The 23,370-nt window shown below is 41.6% G+C and carries 21 protein-coding genes; 4 read left to right on the top strand and 17 right to left on the bottom strand.

The features are described from left to right. Positions 1 to 4 precede the first annotated feature (4 nt). The 6 genes from pnpS to citZ all read right to left on the bottom strand — a co-directional run bounded on the left by pnpS (position 5) and on the right by citZ (position 6,210). On the bottom strand, positions 5 to 1,420 hold the full coding sequence (gene pnpS / locus CSV73_RS04955; protein WP_099626785.1) for a two-component system histidine kinase PnpS: 1,416 nt from the start codon (positions 1,418 to 1,420) through the stop codon (positions 5 to 7). Then, a complete protein-coding gene (locus CSV73_RS04950; RefSeq protein ID WP_085131203.1) occupies positions 1,421 to 2,122 on the bottom strand; it encodes a response regulator transcription factor in 702 nt (233 codons plus the stop codon). Continuing rightward, positions 2,112 to 2,597, bottom strand: coding sequence for a MaoC/PaaZ C-terminal domain-containing protein (locus tag CSV73_RS04945; RefSeq protein ID WP_099626784.1), 486 nt, complete (start codon positions 2,595 to 2,597; stop codon positions 2,112 to 2,114). Before CSV73_RS04945 ends, CSV73_RS04950 begins: the two co-directional genes overlap by 11 nt. A gap of 149 nt (positions 2,598 to 2,746) precedes the next feature. Further along, positions 2,747 to 3,685, bottom strand: coding sequence for a malate dehydrogenase (mdh, locus tag CSV73_RS04940; protein ID WP_085131205.1), 939 nt, complete (start codon positions 3,683 to 3,685; stop codon positions 2,747 to 2,749). A gap of 69 nt (positions 3,686 to 3,754) precedes the next feature. Further along, positions 3,755 to 5,023, bottom strand: a complete 1,269-nt coding sequence (gene icd, locus CSV73_RS04935; protein WP_085131206.1) for an NADP-dependent isocitrate dehydrogenase — start codon at positions 5,021 to 5,023, stop codon at positions 3,755 to 3,757. Between the two features lie 71 nt (positions 5,024 to 5,094). Beyond that, positions 5,095 to 6,210 (bottom strand): citrate synthase, encoded by a 1,116-nt coding sequence (gene citZ / locus CSV73_RS04930; protein ID WP_099626783.1) that lies wholly within the window; start codon positions 6,208 to 6,210, stop codon positions 5,095 to 5,097. A gap of 183 nt (positions 6,211 to 6,393) precedes the next feature. Here citZ and CSV73_RS04925 point away from each other — a divergent pair, with 183 nt between their 5' ends. Continuing rightward, positions 6,394 to 7,359, top strand: coding sequence for an AI-2E family transporter (locus CSV73_RS04925; RefSeq protein ID WP_085131208.1), 966 nt, complete (start codon positions 6,394 to 6,396; stop codon positions 7,357 to 7,359). Here CSV73_RS04925 and CSV73_RS04920 read toward each other — a convergent pair. The 8 genes from CSV73_RS04920 to CSV73_RS04885 form a co-directional block, all read right to left on the bottom strand. After that, positions 7,352 to 7,735, bottom strand: a complete 384-nt coding sequence (locus CSV73_RS04920; protein WP_085131209.1) for an FxsA family protein — start codon at positions 7,733 to 7,735, stop codon at positions 7,352 to 7,354. The two genes, CSV73_RS04925 and CSV73_RS04920, sit on opposite strands and share 8 nt — an antisense overlap. A gap of 55 nt (positions 7,736 to 7,790) precedes the next feature. Beyond that, positions 7,791 to 9,551 (bottom strand): pyruvate kinase, encoded by a 1,761-nt coding sequence (pyk, locus tag CSV73_RS04915; RefSeq protein WP_099626782.1) that lies wholly within the window; start codon positions 9,549 to 9,551, stop codon positions 7,791 to 7,793. Between the two features lie 38 nt (positions 9,552 to 9,589). Further along, positions 9,590 to 10,549 carry a 6-phosphofructokinase gene (gene pfkA, locus CSV73_RS04910; protein WP_085131211.1) on the bottom strand — a complete coding sequence of 320 codons (960 nt, stop codon included), beginning with the start codon at positions 10,547 to 10,549 and terminating at the stop codon, positions 9,590 to 9,592. A gap of 63 nt (positions 10,550 to 10,612) precedes the next feature. Continuing rightward, complete coding sequence (gene accA / locus CSV73_RS04905) at positions 10,613 to 11,566, bottom strand: acetyl-CoA carboxylase carboxyl transferase subunit alpha (protein ID WP_085131212.1); 954 nt, start codon at positions 11,564 to 11,566, stop codon at positions 10,613 to 10,615. Continuing rightward, complete coding sequence (accD, locus tag CSV73_RS04900; protein ID WP_085131213.1) at positions 11,563 to 12,435, bottom strand: acetyl-CoA carboxylase, carboxyltransferase subunit beta; 873 nt, start codon at positions 12,433 to 12,435, stop codon at positions 11,563 to 11,565. The genes accA and accD overlap by 4 nt, the downstream gene beginning before the upstream one ends. Continuing rightward, positions 12,432 to 13,094 (bottom strand): FadR/GntR family transcriptional regulator, encoded by a 663-nt coding sequence (locus CSV73_RS04895; protein ID WP_085131214.1) that lies wholly within the window; start codon positions 13,092 to 13,094, stop codon positions 12,432 to 12,434. The genes accD and CSV73_RS04895 overlap by 4 nt, the downstream gene beginning before the upstream one ends. 235 nt (positions 13,095 to 13,329) lie before the next feature. Then, on the bottom strand, positions 13,330 to 16,398 hold the full coding sequence (locus CSV73_RS04890; RefSeq protein WP_099626781.1) for a DNA polymerase III subunit alpha: 3,069 nt from the start codon (positions 16,396 to 16,398) through the stop codon (positions 13,330 to 13,332). 19 nt (positions 16,399 to 16,417) lie between these two features. Then, a complete protein-coding gene (locus CSV73_RS04885) occupies positions 16,418 to 17,359 on the bottom strand; it encodes a DHH family phosphoesterase (protein WP_099626780.1) in 942 nt (313 codons plus the stop codon). A 120-nt stretch (positions 17,360 to 17,479) separates the two neighbouring features. On the opposite strand from CSV73_RS04885, the gene CSV73_RS04880 reads away from it, so the two are divergent. Then, the gene (locus CSV73_RS04880; RefSeq protein ID WP_099626779.1) at positions 17,480 to 17,809 is read left to right on the top strand and encodes a YtpI family protein; all 330 of its coding nucleotides are present in this window, start codon (positions 17,480 to 17,482) and stop codon (positions 17,807 to 17,809) included. Positions 17,810 to 17,820: 11 nt separating this feature from the next. Here CSV73_RS04880 and CSV73_RS04875 read toward each other — a convergent pair whose 3' ends face one another. Together CSV73_RS04875 and CSV73_RS04870 are read right to left on the bottom strand one after the other, a co-directional pair. After that, complete coding sequence (locus tag CSV73_RS04875) at positions 17,821 to 19,128, bottom strand: DRTGG domain-containing protein (protein WP_085133541.1); 1,308 nt, start codon at positions 19,126 to 19,128, stop codon at positions 17,821 to 17,823. Between the two features lie 124 nt (positions 19,129 to 19,252). Further along, positions 19,253 to 19,930 carry a metal-dependent hydrolase gene (locus CSV73_RS04870; RefSeq protein ID WP_099626778.1) on the bottom strand — a complete coding sequence of 226 codons (678 nt, stop codon included), beginning with the start codon at positions 19,928 to 19,930 and terminating at the stop codon, positions 19,253 to 19,255. A 106-nt stretch (positions 19,931 to 20,036) separates the two neighbouring features. Between CSV73_RS04870 and CSV73_RS04865 the strand changes: the two genes are divergently transcribed. After that, positions 20,037 to 21,134: a M24 family metallopeptidase gene (locus tag CSV73_RS04865; RefSeq protein WP_099626777.1), complete on the top strand. Its 1,098-nt coding sequence runs from the start codon at positions 20,037 to 20,039 to the stop codon at positions 21,132 to 21,134. A gap of 94 nt (positions 21,135 to 21,228) precedes the next feature. Here the strand turns inward: CSV73_RS04865 and ald are convergent, their stop codons facing one another. Then, a complete protein-coding gene (ald, locus tag CSV73_RS04860) occupies positions 21,229 to 22,350 on the bottom strand; it encodes an alanine dehydrogenase (protein WP_099626776.1) in 1,122 nt (373 codons plus the stop codon). A gap of 241 nt (positions 22,351 to 22,591) precedes the next feature. Here ald and CSV73_RS04855 point away from each other — a divergent pair, with 241 nt between their 5' ends. After that, positions 22,592 to 23,047, top strand: a complete 456-nt coding sequence (locus tag CSV73_RS04855; RefSeq protein ID WP_085131221.1) for a universal stress protein — start codon at positions 22,592 to 22,594, stop codon at positions 23,045 to 23,047. Positions 23,048 to 23,370 lie beyond the last annotated feature (323 nt).

The following is a 23,370-nucleotide window of genomic DNA, read 5'->3' as shown; positions in this document are numbered from 1 at the left end:
TATACTACATTTGTTCATCGGTAGGTAGTTGAACACGGAAAACAGTGCCGACACCCACTTCACTGTCCACTGTGACAGTCCCTTGATGCGCTTCAGCGATGTGTTTCACAATCGCAAGACCAAGTCCTGTACCACCTGATTCCCTGCTTCTCGCACGATCTACGCGGTAAAAACGTTCAAATAGACGCGGCAGCTCTGAAGGCATGATGCCAATCCCTTGATCGCGGACTGTGATTAACACATTTTCTTCTATTTCTTCTACAGAAACTGTTACAATCGTTTTCTCTTGCGAGTAAGCGATGGCATTATTCAATAAGTTCACCATGACTTGCACTAAACGATCATGATCTGCAGGGATGATTAATTGGTCTGGCATATGCAAATCAATTCGCATGTCTTTTTCCTGCACTTTTGCTTGAACGATTTTGACGGATTGCTGCACTACTTCTACCACATCAACAGGGGTTCGTGTAATTTCAAAACTGCCACGCTCCATGCTGGACAATCGCAATAAATCTTCAATCAATAATTGCAGACGATTACTTTCTTTATACATAATCTCTAGGAAATCTCGCTTCATCACAGGATCTTCTACTACACCGTCAAGCAACATTTCTGAAAAACCTTTAATCGACGTAACAGGCGTTTTTAATTCATGAGACACATTCGCCACGAAATCTTTACGTACTTGCTCTAGACGAACCAGCTCTGTCACGTCATGCATGATAATAACGATTCCAAGCCAGTTACCATTTTCACCGATGACAGGTGCTCCGTAAACTTCTAAATAACAAACGCCTTCTTTAAGTAAAACTTTGGATTGAAATGAACGTACTTCCTCCGTTAAAAATATCGTTTCTATTTCTCTTTCAATATCTGATGGCAAACCAATATCTTTAAATGTTTTTCCCATTAACTCTTCACCATTGCGATGGAATGTTTCTTCAAACACACGGTTGACTAAGTTGACTGCCCCTTGTCTACCAAACATCAATAGACTGCTACCAATGCTACTGACTAATGTATTTAAACGTTCTTGTTCCATTGCGCGTAGTGCAGCGTTTCCTTGTAATTTCTGCGCGACTTCATTGATGGAACTCATCAGTTGGTGATTGGTTGCAGTGTCTTCATTATGCGCTCGTACCAAATAATTGCCTTGCGCTAATTGATGGATAACACCTGTAAAGTGATCAATTGGCCGGACATATTGCTGAAGGATTTTTGCCATAACAAACATCGTAATAACAAATACTAAAACGAGTGTAAACAGTAAGTAGACCCAATAGGTTTGTTGTATAGTCGCGTCCACATTTTCTCCAAACAAATGAAAAAATTGTCCTAAGATAATTCCTAGCACAATTAATAAAATGGATAAAATGATGGCTGATGCAGATAAAATTCTTGTGTAATAATACTTCATCTAGTTTTGCTCCCCGAACTTGTAACCGACGCCTCTCATCGTTTTAATATAGCGCGGTTTCCTCGTATTTTCTTCGATTTTATCGCGCAGATGGCTAACATGTACATCCACAATTCTAGAATCTCCCGCAAACTCGTAATTCCAGACCGCTTGTAACAACTGATCTCGAGAGAACACCCGATTCGGATGCTTCATGAAATAAACAAGCAACTCAAATTCTTTCGGTGTGAATTCTAGCGGCTTTTCATCCAAATACACTTCCAAGCGTTCCGGATACACTGTCAGCTGCCCTGCAACCAATTTCTTTTCCTTCATAGGGTTGCGCTCACCTGTACGCCTAAGAACTGCACGAACTCTTGCCGCCACTTCACGAGGACTAAAAGGCTTGGTCATATAATCATCGGCACCCATTTCTAGCCCTACGATTTTATCCATCTCTTCTCCTTTAGCAGTCAACATGATGATCGGCGTTTCAATATTCTCTTTTCTCAGCATACGGCAAACTTCTATTCCGTCTATTTTAGGCAACATTAAATCTAGAAGAATCAAATCAGGGTGTTCATCTAATACTTTTTCCACGGCTTCTTCTCCATCATTCGCGAGTACGGTTATATAACCCGCTTGTTGCAATGTGAATTCAAGTAGTTTTTGTATTGACTGTTCATCTTCCACAATCAAAATCTTTTGCTGTTTAATTCCCATCCGCGGATTCCTTTGTTTGTATGAGTTTGGCAGGAAGCTTTTGTGGAGCGATGACCACTACTTCTCCACTCATAATTCGTTCGCCTTCTTGATCGGTTGCATCTACTTGGATGGTTACTTGGTTTGACTGCACTTCAAGTTTTGTAACTTCGAGAACGAATTCAACTATCGAGTAATGATAGACCGGTTTAGGAAAATGTAGTTGTTGATTGATTATATGTGCTCCTGGTCCCGGCATATGTTTCGAAATGGCGGCTGTCACGATACCCGTCAACATAATGGGTGGAACGATCGGCTGTCCGTATATCGTCTCCGCTGCATAATCATGTTGTAAATATAACGGATTGGCATCGTTCGTCAATCCTAGGTATAGCATCAAATCTTTATCTTCTATTTTCTCGGTCAAGTGTAACCTCTCGCCTATTTCTAACTCTGTTATATCTTTCCCTATCAATTTCCGTCTACTTTTCAACAAACAAACCCCTCCTATATTTCTAAAGTCATCCATAAAAAAGCTGAAAATTACTTCAATAATTAAATTATAACAATCCACCCATGAAAAATCGAGTTAACAAGAAAAAAGATCGGACCGCTAGATAGCTGTCCGATCTTCCACCTATAATTTTACGCTAGAACACTCATAACTGTACGTACAGAATCAGCGGACTTTTGAAGCGCCATTTTCTCATCGTCAGTTAATTCAAGTTCTATGATCTTTTCAATACCGTCCGCGCCTAACACCGTAGGAACACCTAAATAAATACCATTCATTCCGTATTCGCCTTCTAGAAATGCAATAGATGGTAATACACGTTTTTGGTCTTTCAAAATCGCTTCTGTCATTTCCACCAATGCAGCAGCCGGCGCATAATATGCGGAACCATTGCCTAATAGATTGACGATTTCAGCGCCACCTTTACGTGTACGTTCTACAATTTCTTCCAGACGACCTGTAGAGATCAAGTTTTCTAGAGGTACACCGCCAGCAGTCGAATAACGAACTAGAGGCACCATATCGTCTCCATGGCCACCTAAAACGAATCCGGTTACATCTTTCACTGATAGATTCAATTCTTGTGCGACAAACGTCCGGAAACGAGCTGTATCCAGTACACCCGATTGACCGATTACACGTTCTTTAGGGAATCCGGATGCTTTGTATACAGTATACGTCATGGCATCCACTGGATTCGTTAGAACGATAATCTTCGTATCAGGAGAATACTTTACAATTTCAGCTGTTACTGATTTCATGACTTTTTGATTTGTCTGTACTAAGTCGTCACGGCTCATTCCAGGTTTACGCGCAATACCCGCAGTAATGACCACTACATCCGAATCTTTTGTATCCTCGTAATTGGATGTACCGATGATGTTGGCATCAAACCCTTGAACCGGACCAGCTTCCAACATGTCCAATGCTTTGCCTTTCGTTGGATTTTCCATTGCTGGAATATCCACGATGACGACATCACATAATTCTTTTTGAGCTAAAAGGAATGCAGTTGTTGCTCCAGTAAAACCAGATCCGATAACCGATACTTTTTTACGCTTCAATGACATGTAAAACTCTCCTTTTTCAGAACAAGATAGTAGAAAGAGGGGGATTCTCATCCCCCTCTTTTGTCATGCTTATAGGTTTTTGATGAGTGCGTCAGCAAATCCAGAAGTGCTTACTTCTTCTGCATTGTCCATTAGACGTGCGAAGTCGTATGTCACTACTTTAGATGCGATAGACTTTTCGATAGAAGCAGTGATTAGATCAGCCGCCTCGTTCCAACCAATATGTTGAAGCATCATAACACCTGAAAGCAATACAGATGAAGGGTTAACTTTATCCAATCCTGCATATTTCGGTGCTGTACCATGAGTTGCTTCAAAGATCGCATGTCCAGACTCGTAGTTAATGTTCGCTCCTGGTGCGATTCCGATTCCGCCTACTTGTGCAGCAAGCGCGTCAGAAACGTAGTCACCGTTCAAGTTCATTGTAGCTACTACGTCAAACTCTTTTGGACGTGTTAGGATTTGTTGCAAGAAGATATCAGCAATTGCATCTTTTACGATGATTTTGCCTGCAGCTTCTGCATCAGATTGTGCTTTATTAGCAGCATCTGTTCCGTCAGCGTCTTTAATACGGTCATATTCTCTCCATGTGAATACTTTGTCGCCGAATTCTTCTTCAGCCAACTCGTATGCCCAGTTCGCGAATGCGCCTTCTGTGAACTTCATGATGTTTCCTTTGTGTACAATCGTCAAAGATTTACGACCTTCTTCAATCGTATAGTTCAATGCTGAACGAACAAGACGCTTTGTACCTTCTTCAGAAATTGGTTTGATACCAAGTCCGGAAGTTTCAGGGAAACGAATATTTTTAACACCTAACTCGGTTTGAAGGAAGTTAATTAATTTTTTCACTTCGTCAGAACCTTCTTGGTACTCAATACCTGCATAGATGTCCTCTGTGTTTTCACGGAAAATAACCATGTCACAATCCTCAGGACGTTTCACGGGTGATGGTACTCCTTGGAAATAACGAACCGGACGCAAGCAAGTGTATAGATCAAGTTCTTGACGTAGTGCTACGTTCAATGAACGGAATCCTCCACCGATTGGTGTAGTAAGTGGTCCTTTAATCGCAATTAGATATTCTTTAATTGTGTCAAGAGTTTCTTTTGGAAGCCAGTCACCAGTTTCGTTGAATGCCTTTTCTCCTGCAAGAACTTCTAACCAATTAATCTTCTTTTTTCCGTCATAAGCTTTTTCAACAGCTGCTTCGATAACACGTGAAGCTGCATGCCAAATATCCGGACCTGTGCCGTCACCTATAATGAAAGGAATCGTTGCGTGATCTGGGACGTTTAAAACACCGTTAGTTACTGTAATCTTTCCTTCGTTAGCCATTATTGATATCCTCCTGAGTTCAAAATCAGTGGGCCGGTATACGAGATACCGCCCCACGAATTTACTATTTTTTATCGTTCATTGATTGGAACATACTTTTGCATGCCTGGTCCAACGTACTCTGCACGTGGGCGGATCAAGCGGTTGTTTTCGTATTGCTCCAGGATATGTGCAATCCATCCTGAAAAACGAGAAACAGCAAAAATAGGTGTGAAAATATCATGATCGATGTCTAATGAATGATATACCGAAGCCGAGTAGAAATCAACATTTGGAGGCAATTTCTTTTCTCCAGTGACAATTGCTTCGATCTTTTCCGACATATTGTACCACTTTTCCTCACCGCGAAGAGTAGTCAATCGCTTAGACATTTCACGTAAATGCTTCGCACGTGGATCACCTTGGCGGTATACACGGTGTCCGAAGCCCATGATTTTTTCTTTGTTAGCTAGCTTTTCACGAATATATGGCTCGACCTTATCTTCATCGCCGATTTCCATTAGCATATTCATAACCGCTTCGTTTGCACCGCCATGTAATGGACCTTTAAGAGCCCCGATTGCAGCAGTAACGCCGGAATACATATCAGATAGAGTAGCTACACATACGCGCGCTGTGAACGTGGATGCGTTCAGTTCGTGGTCTGCATGTAGTACAAGTGCTTTATTGAATGCTTCTTCAGCGATATCAGCAGGCTCTTCCCCAGAAAGCATGTAAAGGAAGTTTGCCGCATAGCTTAAACCTTTTTTAGGTGCTACTGGCTCTTGTCCTTTTCTGATACGTGCGAATGCAGTAACTACCGTTGCAACTTTAGCCTGAAGCTTAACTGCTTTATTGTAGTTTTCTTCTGGTGACATATCTTCCGCTTTTTCATCGTATAATCCTAGAAGTGAGACGGCTGTACGAAGTGCTGCCATTGGATGCACTTTGTCGATTGGATACGTTTTGAAGTGATCTAGAACCCCTTGTGGAACTTCTGCGTTATCTTCTAACTGCTGTTTCAATTCAGCTAGTTCCTTTTCGTTTGGCAAACGTTTGTGCCAAAGTAAATAAACTACTTCTTCAAAACTAGCATTTTCTGCTAAATCATCAATGCCATATCCTACGTATGTAAGAGTGTCATCGATAATGGAACTGATTTGAGTTTGTGCTGCCACGATACCTTCCAAACCTTTTGTTGCTGTCATGATATTCGCTCCTTCTTCCCAGTTTGGTCATCTCCTGAAGCGGAGTGCAGAACGATGACCATCTGCTAAATTATATTTTTATCTAAAACGCTTACAAAGACCATTATAAGCAACTTTAACGGTTTTGTGAATGGTTAAGATGTTTTTTATTTATTATTACCCGAAAGGAATGGACAAATCCGCATGATTTCCGTCGACTCCAAGCGTTTCCAAACCTATGTCCGTCAATGGTTACCGGCTGTATTAATCGTCATTTCTCTCATCGTGATTCCACCCGTAGGATTTGCGATAGTTTTCGCTTTCTTCACTGCTCCGCTCATGAATTCTTTAATTGCCCTTACAAAACTGCCGGCTTTTTTAGCTGCTTTACTCATAATGGGGGTGCTTGCCTCTTTAGTATACACCTTCCTATTCCTATCAATCAATGGATTGATTTCTGTCATTTGGACGATGGAAGATCAATTAGGGGTAATTATCGAAATGATGGATAGTCAAGGATGGAACCTACACGCGGCGGCAGAACAATTTATCCAATTAAGTCATGAAGCGATGGAAGGAATCATTAGTTTACTACAAAGAATGTTCCAGCAGATTTTTAGTACTTTTTTATTTATTATCGCGTACTTCTTCGCATTACGAGAAAGTGCTACCAATCGTTTTTGGTTTTTAGTGTACTTTCCTAAAAACTTCAGACAGGTAGCACGTAGGATTTTCGATAGGTCAAGCCGTTTGATGGGCCATTTCTTTTCCGTTCAGATCCGATTATTTTTCATGACGTTTATTCTAATGGCCGCCGGTTTTTGGTTGTTGGATTTCGAGTCTTTCTTAACTAAAGCATTTCTGATTTCATTGGTCGATAGTATTCCATTCCTTGGGATCGGTCTGGTGTTTTTACCGATGATTGCCTTTTCCTTCTATATTGATGACATGCATTCGGCTATTGGCTTATTAGTTCTATACATCATTTTATTAGTGTGTAGGCAAATGATTGAATCCATTCTTTGGGCACATGCATTTAAATTACGCACTGTCCATTCATTTGTCATTACCGCTTGTGCTGTTTATTTATTCGGATTATACGGCATCATGTTTTTACCATTCTTCTTATTTATCGCGTTGAAAGTTAAAGAACATCCTACATTTACATAACACGGATTTGACCGTTGCGTATTTTATTGTAGATCCACTTGACGATAAATGGGTACAGTATTTTGCGCGGGCCACTGAACAATAATACGAATCCAATAATGTCCGTAATAAAACCAGGTATTAGCAATAATAAACCACCTAGTAAAATACACACACTGTCTACTAATGCTTTACCTGGAGTTTCTCTATTGGCCATACGGACTTGTAAATCGCGCCATGCACGAAGCCCTTGTTTCTTCGCTAGATAAGCGCCACCAACTCCCGTTACGACAATAATCAAAATCGTAGGCAGGATACCGAGTGTTTTGCCTGAAACCATTAATAAAGCCAGCTCAGTTGTCGGTACAATAATAAATAATGCTACTAACCATTTCATATAGTGACCTCCAAAAAAGACCGCTTTCTCTTAACGAGAAGCGGTCTGTATATTTTTACAATACTTTTGCGTGACCGTTGTAGATGACGCCACTCGCTGCGTCCATTGTGATGTCACTGCCATTTTTAATAACAGATGTAATATTTTCAACACCTACGATAACAGGTATACCAAGACTCAAACCAACTACCGCGGCATGACTAGTCAAACCGCCCGTTTCTGTAATGATACCTGCACATCGTTCGAGCGCCGCAAACATATCACGGTCTGTAGAATGCGTAACCATGATGTCGCCTTCTTTAATTTGTGTCAATGCTTCTTGTGAATTCTTGATGATTTTCGCTTTACCGAAAGCAACGGTTTTGCCGATGCCTTGTCCACGACCGATTAAATCACCGATCACATGTAATTTCATCAAGTTCGTTGTACCCGCTTCACCAACCGGAACCCCCGCTGTGATTATGACTACATCCCCATGCGTTACATATTGGTTTTTTACACTCTCTTCGACTGATTCCTGAAGGATCCCGTCAATGTCGAGCGCTTTCTTTCCAATGATTGGATACACTCCCCAAACTAGTGTTAGTTTATTGGAAATAACTTCAGAACGTGTAACCGCAATAATGGGAACACCTGGACGGTATTTCGCGATCATCGTCGCGGTATGACCACTTTCAGTTGGTGCTAAAATCGCTTTTACATTCAAGTTTAGTGCTGTATAAGCCGCTGCTTGTCCAATTGCCTCTGTCAGATTCCCTTCTTTTTCTCTCGTTCTTGTGGAAACGACAGAATGGAAGTCCATAGATTCTTCAGTAGATAAAGCAATTTTGCACATTACTTTTACAGATTCGACCGGATATAATCCAGCCGCCGTTTCACCCGAAAGCATGATAGCATCTGAACCGTCCAAAATGGCATTGGCTACATCGCTTGCCTCCGCACGTGTAGGACGTGGGTTTCTTTGCATAGAATCCAACATTTGAGTGGCTGTAATAACCGGCTTACCATATTGGTTGCATTTACGAATCATCATTTTTTGTACTAAAGGAACTTCTTCAGCTGGAATTTCTACTCCTAGATCTCCACGAGCAACCATCAGACCATCAGATAATTGCAGGATTGCATCGAGGTTGTCGACACCTTCCTGGTTTTCAATCTTCGGTACGATATGGATATGTCCACCATTATTATTTTCAAGTAGTTCACGGATTTGAATGACGTCAGATGCACGACGTACAAACGAAGCCGCGATAAAATCGACGCCTTGTTCAATACCGAACAAGATATCTTCTTTGTCTTTATCCGTAATTCCCGGTAATTGAACGGAAACATTCGGAACGTTGACACCTTTATTATCTTTTAAAGGACCGGCGTTGATCACTTTTGTGTGGATCAAACCTTTTTCCGTATCTTTGCCTGTTACTTCAAGTTCAATTAACCCATCATCTAAAAGGACAAACGAACCACGGTCGACATCATGAATTAACTTTTCGTACGTAACAGAAAATGTTTCAGCAGTACCGAGTACTTCTTGCATCGAAATGTCTACTGCTTGTCCACGTACCAATTCGATTTGACCATCTTTCATTTTATGCGTCCGAATTTCAGGACCTTTAGTGTCAAGTAAAATTCCTACTACTTTTTCTTTTTCAGCTGCCGCTTTGCGGATTCTTTCGATACGTACTTTATGCTCTTCTTGGGTGCCATGGGAGAAGTTCAGGCGTGCTACGTTCATCCCTGCGTCAATCAGCTTTAAAAGTCCATCATATGATTCACTTGCCGGGCCGATTGTACACACAATTTTTGTCTTTCTCACTACTTATCGCTCCTCTGCGTCATGTCGACTCTGACTAATTAGATAGATAATGTTTCTGCCAAATCCACTAATGACAAGTCCAACTTTTCTCGTTTAATAAAGACTTCTTCTAAATTATAGTCTACCACTTTATGATTTCTCATACCAACAGCAGAACTTTTCTTTCCTGACAATAATATTTCAACAGCTCTTGCGCCGTATTGACTGGCTATTACTCGATCACGTGCCGATGGCGAGCCACCACGTTGTATATGTCCTAAAATGGATACACGAGTTTCGACGCCCGCTTCTTTTTTCAAGATTTCTGCCAGTTGAGTAGCGGACATCATACCTTCAGCTAGTACGATAATACTGTGTTTTTTACCGCGATCTGTACTGTTCTTGAGGCGATTAACAATCGAGTGTACGTCAAATGGCTTCTCAGGTAGGATAATCGATTCTGCCCCTCCACCAAGACCTGCCCATAATGCTAAATCACCTGCGTCACGGCCCATTACTTCAATAATAAAAGAACGTTCATGCGATGTGGCAGTGTCTCGGATTTTATCGATTGCTTCGACTACAGTATTCAATGCCGTATCAAACCCGATCGTGAATTCTGTACCGGTAATATCGTTATCAATTGTAGCAGGTACACACGCGCAAGGAACACCCAATTTAACGAGTTCATTGGCTCCCTTGAATGACCCATCTCCACCAATGACAACTAATCCTTCTATCGCGTGAAGCTTGATTTGCTCCAACGCTTTGGCACGACCTTCTTCCGTCATGAACTCCGGACATCTTGCAGATCGCAATATCGTTCCGCCACGCTGAATGATATCTCCGACTGAACCCAGTTGAAATTGTTCGATTTTACCGTCAATCAACCCTTGATAGCCATTGAACACCCCGGAAACTTCTACTCCTTCAAAAAGGGCTTTCCTGACCACGGAACGAATTGCCGCATTCATTCCTGGCGCGTCGCCACCACTCGTTAAGACCGCAATTTTTTTCATGTCGATCCCATCCTTTAATCATGACTTGTATGTACGAGCAAAAGATGCGGTTGCCCGCATCTTTTATTCCGAAAAGACGCCAATATTCCGGAATTTATTGTATCGATTATCTATCAATTCATCTGCTGTCAATTCGCATAATGTCTTCAATGATCTTCGTAGCGTAGAACGGATTTCTAAAGACTGTTTGTTTGCATCACGATGTGCTCCGCCAAGTACTTCGGGAATGATCTCATCAATAATATTCATCTCTTTCAAATCGGGTGCAGTGATTTTCATCGCTTCCGCCGCTTGTTTAGCAAGTGAAGGATCTTTCCACAAAATAGACGCTGCACCTTCAGGTGAAATAACAGAGTACGTGGAGTTTTCGAGCATATGGATATGGTTTGCTACACCTAGAGCAAGCGCACCTCCACTACCTCCCTCTCCAATAACGATGGAGATTACAGGGACTTTCAAACCAGCCATTTCAACTAAGTTACGTGCAATTGCTTCACTCTGCCCACGTTCTTCTGCCGCTTTACCAGGATATGCACCTTTTGTATCGATGAAACAAATAATAGGACGATGGAATTTTTCTGCTTGCTTCATTAGGCGAAGCGCTTTGCGATATCCTTCAGGATGTGGCATACCAAAGTTTCTTTTAACATTTTCTTTGGTGTCTTTTCCACGCTGATGTCCAATGATGGTTATAGGCATTTCTTCAAATGAAGCGATTCCACCGATTATGGCTTCATCATCTCCAAAGTTGCGATCTCCATGAAATTCGATAAAATCTTCGAACAAACGAGTAATATAATCCATTGTCGTCGGTCTTTCAGGGTGTCGGGCAACTTGTACGCGATCCCAAGGCTCCATACTTTCATAGATATCTGTTTCCAATTTAGCTAGACGATTTTTCAAATTGACGATTTCAGAGGAAAGATCTACGTCATTAACTGCAGTATACTCTTCTAGTTCATTAATTTTTTCACGTAGTTTTACGATAGGTTCTTCAAATGCAAGTGTCTTACTCATACAAGTACAGCCCCCTTTCGTGCGTGAAGCTTCAAGATTTTACTCATTTCTTCTGGCATATCATTACGATGGACTACTGCGTCTAATTGTCCGTGACTCAATAAGAACTCGGCTGTCTGGAAATCTTCAGGCAGTTTTTCACGTACGGTTTGTTCAATTACCCGACGCCCTGCAAATCCGATCAAAGCTTTTGGCTCGGCTAAGTTAATATCACCAACTGAGGCAAAACTCGCAGATACGCCACCTGTTGTTGGGTACGTCATGATGGAAATATACAATAAACCTTTATTTGCATGTCTTTCAAGCGCAACACTTACTTTAGCCATCTGCATCAAACTGATTACGCCTTCTTGCATACGGGCGCCGCCACTTGCGGAAAAGATCATCATTGGAATCCCTAATTCAGTAGCTTTCTCTACAGCTCTAGTGATTTTTTCGCCAACAACCGATCCCATTGATCCCATACGGAAATGTGCATCCATGACCGCAACAGCTACTTGTGTACCTTGAATTTTTCCGACACCCGTTAGCACAGCTTCATTTAAACCTGTTGCTTTTGCATCGGCTTCTACTTTTTCTGTGTAAGAAGGGAAATCTAGCGGATTCTCTGTTTTCAAATGATCGTCCATTGATTCAAAGCTACCCTCATCAAATAAGTGATCGATCCGTTCTTGTGCCGTCATCTTATAATGATGCTGGCAGGAAGGGCAAACTTTACCATTCTTCAACAAGTCTTTTGTCAAAATCACGTGCTTGCACTCCGGACATTTCGTCATAATTCCTTCTGGCACATCTGCTTTACTCTTGGCAGAAGGCATTGTATGTTGGTCAACTTTTGGTTTCTTTTTGAATAATTCTTTGATACTCATTCTATTTCCCTTCTTTCTCCCTCAACTTGATTCATCCATTTTTCATAACAAATTAAGGCTTTTTCCTTATTACCTGCCATCATTTCATCCAGCAGTTCATGCACTATAGCTATTTCCTCATCAGCCTCAATAGCTATATCAAAAGAAACACCGCTATACTGTTTCAGTAAAAACCAAATTTTCAAGGAGAGTCGATTTTCAGTAGCGACAATGGTTTCGCGCACCATATCTTCACGCAAAAACACGGATTCTCCTTCTCTCAACTTACTTTGCATACCTACCCAAACAGGCAGCATGCGCAGTTCTTCATTTTCTGTGACCGTTGTAATAGCGGCCCGCTCATGGATCATCCTAGTTTCAACTACATCTTGGATTGACCGTGCTTGCTGCATAATAAACGTCGAGAGAACTTCCACTAATTGATGTTTTTTGAAATCGGATAGGAACGTCCCTTCACCTCGCCTCGTCTCAATGAGGCCTAGCAATTCCATACTTCTTAACGCCTCGCGTACTGCTGTTCTACTTACTTGTAGCTTCTCTGCTAGGTGACGTTCAGATGGTAACCTATCGCCATATTCGATTTTTTGTTCGCTAATCAGTGATTGCAGTTCTCCGATAATATCCAAAAAACGCTTGGATGATGATTGTGAATTTTGCATGAGGAGAACTCCTTTTTCATACCTTCAACAGAGTGGTCTGACCACCCTGCATACAAGCATACAAAAAAGTCGGCACCACGTAAAGCAATTTCGTGAAATTACAAGTGTTTTTATTTCGTCATTTTTCTTACCGACTGAACGCTCGCTTACTAAAAAGTCGAAGTATGGTCAATCGTGACGTGGATTGCGTCATGATTGACCATAGTGGACTGTACTAGTATTTTCTAAACGTTTTTTATTCTCCCGAAAGATTGAGCGGCAATACTTGTTCTACTATAAGTTGAACGGATTGATTTCGGAAATCAATGCTTCCTGAAATTTGTACAAATGCTCCCTCTTTTAAGTGGACGCTAATCTGTGTGTATTGTTTCGGAAATATAGTACAAGAAATTTCATCAGTCTCGTCTTGTAACGTAAGAAATGCCATCGCTTCACCTTTCTTGGTACGAATCCGCCTGATCGACAAAATAATTCCCATACACTGCACTTTGGTTCCTTGCTGTAAAGAAAATAGAGAAGAAATGGTCGCTATTTGACTGGATGTATTTCGCTTCAATTGTTCAACAGGATGCTCAGACAAATAAAATCCTAATGTATCATGTTCAAAACCGAGCTTAGTCATCTGATCCATTGTGCCGCCCGGTGTATATTTCGGTTGCGAATTAAATTGAAACTGATCGCTTAATGCATCATCTCCTATGAAGAGCGCATGGGAATGTGCAGCATCTATTGAAGCGAGGAGCACTGAACGCTTCTGCTTAAAATCGTCAAGAGCACCAGCTTTAATTAATGGAATTATAGCTTTTTCTGTGAAATGATCAGCTCCAAGCGAGATCGCCATGTCAAACATGGAAGACCAGCTCCCCTTTTCACGCGCTGTAGCTAATTGCTGGTAAAAAGCGAACGTGACTCCTTTTATAGCGCCTAAGCCAAGACGAACCGCATGTCCTTCGACTGTATGTGAATAGCGGCTTTTCGTGACAGACGGAGGTAGTATCGGAATACCTTTTGCTTTCATTTCACGAATTACTTCTGTCATTTTATCTTTACTTCCAGTTAAAGAAGATAAAAATGCTGCATAAAAATACGTCGGTTCATTTGCTTTGAAAAATGCCAGCCGATAGGAAATCAATGAATAAGCCACCGCATGGCTTTTGGGAAATCCGTAATCCGCGAATTTAACGATCAAATTATAGACGTTGTTTGCCTTCACTTGATCAAATCCTTTTTTACGCGCTCCCGCAGTAAAGTGCTGTCTTTCTTCTTCCAATACTTGCTGATTCTTCTTACTGATTGCGCGTCTCAGAAGATCAGCTTCCGCCATGGTGAAACCTGCAATATCCACAGCGATTTTCATGATTTGTTCTTGATAAATAATAATGCCGTATGTTTCAGCTAGAATCGGTTCGAGCTCGGGTATGTCATATACAGTCGGTTCGTGTCCATTTTTCCGACGGCTATAAAGTGGTATAAACTCCATAGGACCCGGACGATACAAGGCGTTGACTGAGTATATATCTTTAAAGTTATCTGGCTGTATCGTTCGCAAGGCGCGACGCATGCCAGGTGATTCAAACTGGAAGATGCCTGTTGTATCCCCTGCTTTAAATAGTGTATATGTCGCTTGATCATGGAGTGGTATCTGTTCGAAGTCAATAACCTGCTTTTTATTATATTGAATCATGGCACGGATTCTATCGAGTAGAGTTAAGTTCCGCAACCCAAGGAAGTCCATTTTCAGTAAACCGACTTCTTCTACGTCCTTCATCGCCCATTGCGTCAGGAACACTTCGTCAGATCCCATTTGCAGTGGAACGTAATGAACAAGTGGTTTCGCGGCAAGAACAACACCAGCAGCATGAGTGGATGCATTTCTCGGTAAATCTTCTAAACGTTCTGCTGCTTGTTGCCACATTTCTCTTCGTGGCTCCACTTGAATCCAGTCACGTAATTTCTTGGACTGCCTGATCGTCTCTTTAAACGATTGTCCACTATTCAATTCATTGGACATGAAACGAACTTCTTCAGGTGTAAAATCCAATACTCTGGCCACATTTCGTGCAACGGCTTTCGTTGAAAGTGTACCGAAAGTGATAATCTGTGCGACATATTGTTTGCCGTACGTATCCGCCACATAATTTACGACTTCCGTTCTGCGATGATCTGCGAAATCGATATCTATATCGGGCATGGTCACTCGTTCCGGATTCAAGAAGCGTTCGAATAACAATCCGTATTTAATAGGATCTACTTCTGTGATACCAAGTGCAAATGCAACTAAAGAGCCAGCTGACGATCCACGTCCCGGACCTACCAAAATTCCTTCCGTTTTTGCGTAACGTACATAGTCTTCTACAATTAGGAAATAATCTGTAAAGCCCATTTGTTCGATAATCATTAATTCATAACGCAGTCGTTCTTCATATTCTGAAGATAGTGTCTGAAAACGTTGTTGCAATCCTACCCGACAATGTTCTTCCAGCAAATCAATGGGTAGTGTGCCTTCTACCACAGGAAACTTTGGAAGTAAAAAATCTTCTTTCTGGATCGCTACATCACAGGAATTCATAATGTGTTCCGTTGTCTGTAACCATTCTGGATACTCTTGGAACCAATTAGAAAGTTCTTGTTGTTCAGGCAAAAATGCTTGTCGATAACGATTAGGCGGTTTTTTTGAATCATTTAATTTATAGCCTTTACGAATGGCTGTTGCGACTTCATAAGCTGGAAAATCTTCTTTATGTAGAAAGCGTGTTTCGTGACAAGCAGCTATTGACAACTGACTTTCTTCACTCAACTGAATGATCGCTTCTTCATCAGTATGTGCTCCTCCACCCGGTCGGCTAATTCCAATAAATGTTGACGCGCTAGAAACGTTCTCCGTCAGGTTCTGCAGTACGTGTAGATTACGCGCGTTCGCCCATGATGAGTCGGTCATCGCACAGATGATGATGCATCCTTCCCTATAGGCTTGGAGCCAATTCAGCGGTAAGTTTTCTTCTTGACGTGTCGAAATAGCGCTGCTCATTTTCATTAGATTGGAAAAACCTATTTCGTTTTGTGCATATATGTATACAAGCACTTCATGATCTTCGACTTCTAACATAACGGATAAGCCAATTATCGGTCGGATGCCGTATTTAGTTAACATTTTACTAAACGATCGAACACCGTATAATTTGCTATTTACGATAGCAGCAGAAGAAGCCCCTCTTTTTTGCAAAAGAGGAGCCAGTTCATCTAACTTTACGATTCCACGCAATAGATCTGCGCCGGTTATAATTTGCGGATACATCAGGTTCATTTCAATCCCTCAGCTCTGCTTAATAGTTTCTGCAAAGTTCTTGCAGTTTAACGATGATTTCGTCTACTTCTGTCCATGAATATGCGGAAGCGCCTGAGGCTAATGGATGACCGCCACCATTGTGCTGCATTGCTAATGTATTGATAACAGGACCTTTCGAACGTATGCGGACACGGATTTGGTTCTGTTCTTCAATAAAGATGATCCACGCGCAAATTCCTTTCACTTCTCCAAGTGATCCAACTAGCTGAGACGTCTCCGATACAGTTACATCGAACTGCTTCAAGATTTCTTGAGTTAATTTAATATAAGCCGCGCCATTTTCATCAATCGTAAAGTTTTGGTAGATATATCCTTGCAAATGCAAGATTTTACGGTCCATCTCATACATGCCCGCGAACAATTTCGTTCGATCAAAAGGTTGCTTGATTAACGAGCTAGCTACTTCAAAAGTCTTTTCAGTTGTGCTCGGGAACATAAAACGGCCTGTATCCCCAACAATTCCTGCGAATAAAAAGCGTGCCGCTTCCGGGGAGATTTCCCATCCGTATGATGCTTGCCCTTCTTCATATAGTGTATAAATCATTTCTGAACAAGAACTTGCTTCTGTATTCACCCAACGCTCATCGCCGTATGGGTCTTCGTTCGGGTGATGATCGATTTTCAATAACCATGCACCTTTGTCATAAGATGATCCATCAATCCGACCCGTGTTCGCCGTATCCGTAACGATGACAAGCGCACCTTCGTAGTCTGATTCTGTCACGGTATTCGGTTCACCTAAATAACTCAATAGCTCATCATGCATTCCGGCTGCGAGTACTTGCTTTTGCGGATAGTTCTTTTCAATAAGTGCTTTCAACCCCATTTGTGACCCGTATGCATCTGGATCAGGTCGGACGTGACGATGAATGATAATTTTTTCGTATTTCTCAATTGTGTCAATGATTTGTCGTTTCATCTATATTCCCCCAGGTTTCTGTACAAGTATTCGCATTTCCCATTAAAAGCCGCTACAATATATAATGAACCTTAACGCGTAGGTAGAAGGTTATTTTGTATGTAATGGAGGCTTTTTTTGATGGAAATGGTTAATTTTATTTTTGTTTTTGGTATCGTCGCTAGCGGCGTATTCTATTTCGTTTTCAAAACACGCCAATTCCGCACGAACCATATGTTTCCCATCCGTAAAAAGATGTATGCAAGTTTGGCAGGCACAGCACTTGGCGCCCTATTGATCTTCTTCGGAATCAATCAATTGCTCATTTTTGATGGCACCCTAACCTATATCGTGTCAGCTATATTCATTTTATTCGGCGGATATGTTGCCATATTTAACTTTAACGCCCAGAAACATTATAAGCAGTTTGTTGCGGAAGAACGTAATCTAAACAAAGCTGATGTCAATTGACATCAGTTTTTTTATTTCTCAAAGAGCTGGAAAGTCCCCATAGCCTTCGCTACAATACCATCGTTTGATGTTAATTCGATTTCCAGTTTGATGAATCGGCGACTTGAATGAATAATTTTCGGCTCTACTGTTACCGTTGCGCCCAGCTGAACTTGTTTGATGAAATAAATAGTCACATTCTCGGGCACGCTTTCGCCACGTTTTTGAAGCTTAATCGTACGACTGCCTGCTTCTGTCAAGATCGTCAGCATCGCTCCGTAAGATAATGAACCAAATTGATTGGTCATCTGCGGCACAACGGAAAACTCTATTTTTTCAGGCGAATTGGCAATGGCTTTCATTTGATTCTTGACGATGTCGTCAATTGTTTCCCCTTGTTGCGGTTGACGTTGTGTCATTTGCAATGCCTTCAAGACATCTTGACGACTGATGATTCCTTCAAGAACGCCAGCATCATTCACGACAGGCATTAAATCAATACCTTCCCAAATCATACTGTGTCCTGCTGACGCAACACTCATTTTCCCATTTACAGTAATCGGTTCAGGTGTCATCACTTTCCCAATCGTTTCTTCGTCTGGGTTGCTGACGACATCGCGCGAAGTAATAATCCCGACTAATGTTCCATCGGATTTTACAACAGGGTAGGCTGAGTGCGATGTTTGGTGATTCACTTCGTAAAATTGATCGACTGAATCCTCAGGCGATAATGTCACCGTACTGGCAAGTGGTGTCAAAATATCCTCCACTAACAAAATCTCTTTTTCAATCAACTGATCATAAATCGCTCGGTTCAGCATAGTCGCAACTGTGAACGTATCATAACTTGTGGAAATAACCGGCAAATTCATTTCATCTGCCAGTTGCTTCACTTCATCCGTCGCATCGAAGCCCCCCGTTACAAGGACAGCTGCCCCTGCTTTAATCGCAATTTCATGCGCTTTCAAACGGTTTCCTACAATCAACAGACTGCCCGCATCGATATAGCGAATCATATCCTCGAGCTGCATGGCTCCTACTACAAATTTCGTTAATGTTTTATGTAATCCATCACGGCCACCCAGCACAACACCGTCTACGATGTTGATGACTTCTGCAAATGTTAGACGTTCAATGTTTTCTTTTTTCTTTTTTTCAATTCGGATTGTACCTACACGTTCAATTGTATTGACCAGTTTTTGGTTTTCCGCTTCTTTTATTGCACGGTAAGCGGTTCCATCACTGACTTCTAATACTTTCGCAACTTGGCGAACGGAGATCTTTTCTCCCACTGCCAAGCTTTCGATATAACGCAAAATCTGCTCGTGTTTAGTTGACATGATTTCACCTTTTTCTTCGACCTGATGTAAGGTTTCGGCTTTTTGATAATCATACCATAAATTCATCCAAAAAACGGTCTAAGACACGAACAATGCGCCTTAGACCGTAATTATTTTTTATGTTTTACAGTTCGATGAAATCCCCGGGTTCCATTATTTTCACTTCATGATTCTTGACGAGTGATTTGAAATCTTCAGGGTCTACTTCAATTGGCGGGAATGTATTGAAGTGGACCGGAACGGTTAGCTTCGGTTTCAGCAATTCGACTGCTTTTGCAGCATCTTTAGGACCCATTGTGAAATTATCGCCAATAGGTAAGAATGCCACATCAATTCCTTCTTCCCCATACAGTTTCATATCACTAAACAGTGAAGTATCTCCTGCATGATAGATGACTTGATCTTCTATCGTCAACAGTAAACCAGCAGGCATACCTGTATAAATAATTTCATTGTCTTCCGTTGTATAGGAAGAGCTATGGAATGCCTGTGTATATTTCACAGTACCGAAATCAAACTCTTTTGCTCCGCCGATGTTCATTCCATGCGTATTCAATCCTTGGAATCCAAGGTATACGGCCAACTCATTCGGGGCCACGACTAAGATATCTTCTCTTTTGGCAATATCCAGCGTGTCGCCTACATGGTCATTATGTCCGTGTGTCAATAAAATCACGTCAGGCTTTTCATCATCCGCTTGTAGATCCGTTAATTTATTACGTGTAATGAAAGGATCGATTAAAATCGTCTTTCCTTTTGTCTCAATTTTTACGATCGAATGACCATGGTATGAGATTTTCACAACGATCACACTCCTCTTTCTAATGAACTACTCTATCTATACCTTCTACAAAACAGCTTAAAACCCTCTTTTTTGTTATACTAACCATTACAGAGGAGGTTTTATTTTGACGAACATTCAAAAAGTACAAAATTTCTTAGAGAAACATGATATTGAAGCAGCACTCATAACGAACCCGGATAATATATTTTATCTGACTGATTTCCGTAGCGATCCTCATGAACGCTTACTAGGTGTAGTCGTTTTTAAAGAAGCGGATCCATTTGTACTTTGTCCTGCGATGGAAGTTCCGGATGTAAAAGCAATCGGTTGGCAGTATGACGCTATCGGCTATAAGGATACGGATAATGCGTTCGAATTTTTAGAGCAAGCCATCAATGAACGAATCTCCACATTCTCGTTACTCGCAATCGAAAAAGAACATGTAACGGTTGATCGTTACGAAATTTTGCAAGAGCGTTTTCCAACTCTACAGTTTGCCAAGTTAGATGATGAACTAGCCAATAATCGTCTAATCAAAGATGAAGTGGAACTTCAACACTTACGTAAAGCAGCTGAATTGGCAGATTATGCGATAGAAGTAGGTTGCAATGAAATCGCGGAAGGTAAAACCGAGCTGGAAATAGTCCAAGCTGTAGAGCAAGCCGTGAAACAAAAAGGTGCAGAGAAGATGTCATTTGATACAATTATCGTTTCGGGCACGAAAACTGCTTCTCCGCATGGTATTCCAGGCGAGAAAAGAATTGAAAAAGGTGATTTCATCTTATTTGACTTAGGCGTTGTGTATAAAGGATACTGCTCTGACATCACGCGTACGATTGCATTTGGCGAGCCTACAGAGGAGAAGCGTAAGATTTATGAGACGGTCAAGAAAGCACAGCAAGCAGCGATTGACGTAGTACGTCCGGGTACATTGGCTAGAGAGGTCGATCTTGCCGCTCGATCCATTATTGAAGAAGCGGGTTATGGTGAGTTATTCCCGCATCGGATTGGCCATGGTCTTGGTATTTCTGTTCATGAGTTCCCTTCTTTAACGGGTACGAATGATATGCCACTTCAGGAAGGCATGGTATTTACAATTGAACCGGGTATTTATGATCCAACCATCACAGGCGTACGGATTGAAGATGATTTGTATGTGACAAACGATGGCGTCGAAGTGTTAACGAAGTTCCCTAAGGATTTGCTAGTTGTCGGGGAGTAAAAAGAGAAAAGAAAAAACTGAAGACAGATTCCCATTCAGGGAGTTGTCTTCAGTATTAGGTTGCTACATTATGTAGTGGCCTTTTTTCAATCGTTTAAATAGTTTCTAGTACATCTTCAACATTCACGTATTCCAGTTCTTGTGCTTCTGCTACTGCCTGGTACGTAATGTGCCCAGCTAGTGTGTTGATCCCTTTGCGCAGCGCTTCGTTGTCTGCACATGCCTTTTTGACACCTTTGTTAGCTATTTGAAGAGCATAAGGGATCGTGACGTTTGTCAGTGCCATAGTAGATGTTTGTGGAACTGCACCTGGCATGTTCGCTACTGCATAATGAATGACACCATGTTTTGTGTATGTTGGCTCATCGTGCGTAGTGACACGGTCAGATGTTTCAAAAATTCCACCTTGATCAATAGCGATATCAATCACTACAGAGCCTGGGCTCATGGATTTCACCATTTCTTCTGTTACGAGAGTTGGCGCTTTTGCACCTGGAATCAGAACACAACCGATTACCAAGTCTGCGTCTTTTACTGCTTTAGCGATGTTAAATGGATTGGATACCAATGTTTGAATATGCTCTCCGAAGATTTCATCCAGCTGACGTACACGCTCAACCGACAAATCCAAGATCGTTACATGCGCACCAATCCCGATTGCAACACGCGCAGCATTCGTACCTGCTTGTCCGCCACCAATGATCGTGATTTTCCCACGCGATACACCTGGTACTCCAGCAAGCAAAATCCCTTTGCCGCCTTTTGTCTTTTCCAAATACTGTGCACCGATTTGCGTTGCCATCCGGCCTGCCACTTCACTCATTGGTGCTAGTAGAGGCAACCCACCACTAGGTAATTGAACTGTTTCATAAGCTATTGCTGTTACTTTTTTGTCGAGTAATGCTTGTGTTAGTTTTAACTCGGGTGCTAAATGAAGATACGTAAATAGAATTAATCCTTCACGGAAATACTGATATTCGGATTCTGCGGGTTCTTTAACTTTCAGTACCATATCCGCTTCCCACGCTTCAGCCGCTGTGTCGACAATTGTCGCGCCCGCTTCTTTATACTCTTCATCTTGGAAACTTGAGCCGATTCCAGCACCTTTTTCGATTACTACTTCATGACCAGCTGTTAGTAAAGTTAGAACACTTGCAGGGGCTATTGCCACTCGGTTTTCATTATTTTTAATCTCTTTCGGAACACCTATACGCATGCAAAATCCTCCTAGAATTGTAATTTCTTTAAATTTCCTATTTTCTGATCTCTTTGTCGATTAATAACTATTTAATCTTATCAGAAAATAGATGATTTTACCTCTTTTTTTCAACGTTTTCCATATAAACTTCATTTTCTAAATTTTAATAAAATATTTCGACAAAAAAGAAGGACTCTCATAAACTATGGAGAATAAGAATACTGTAGAAAGATTTTATTTTTAAGGATGGAGTGATAAAATGGCACTTACTTACAAAGACATCATCGTAGCCGTGGATGGTTCAGATGAGGCAAAATGGGCTTTCAAGAAAGCGATCGCAATTGCAGATCGTAACGATGCAACTCTTCACTTGATCAATATCATTGATACGCGTTCTTACGCGGCGGTTGAAGCGTACGATCGTTCCATCGCAGAACGTGCACAGAAATACGCTGAAGAATTGTTAACTGATTACCGTAAAGAAGCGGTTGAAGCAGGTGTAGCGAATGTGGAGATTCACGTAGAATATGGTTCTCCTAAGACGTTGATTCCACGTGATATCGCGAAGAAGCTTCATGCAGATTTAATCATCTGTGGTGCTACAGGGTTAAACCGTGTAGAACGTTTCTTAATCGGAAGTGTTTCTGAGAATATCGTTCGTTCTGCGAAGTGTGATGTACTGGTTGTACGTACTCCAGAACATCTACAAGGCTAATGCAACTAAAGGCTGTCCAAGAAGTCGTTCATTCGATTTCTTGTGGCAGTTTTTTTGTTCTCGCGTATATTGCTAGTGAAATAGTATGAGGGGCGGGCACCGTTGACCGACATTCCAGGCGGACGCTTTCCCATGGGCGTGGCTTGAGCCGCTTCCTACGCTTCGCTTCGTCAGGGTCTCAAGGCTCACGCTGATCCATCGGGAGCATTCCTGTTTGTTTAGTGGAGCCCTATTGAAATAGAAAAGTCCCCTTGGTATGATTCGGGGGTGTCAAGGCATTGAGGGCTTGACCCCTAATTACAACCAAGGAGGACTCACATGAA

The sequence above is a fragment of the Sporosarcina sp. P1 genome, from assembly GCF_002743155.1.
GTDB lineage: Bacteria > Bacillota > Bacilli > Bacillales_A > Planococcaceae > Sporosarcina > Sporosarcina ureae_B.
Note: the sequence above shows the minus strand (reverse complement) of the source record. Positions and strands in the feature narration are given on the sequence as shown.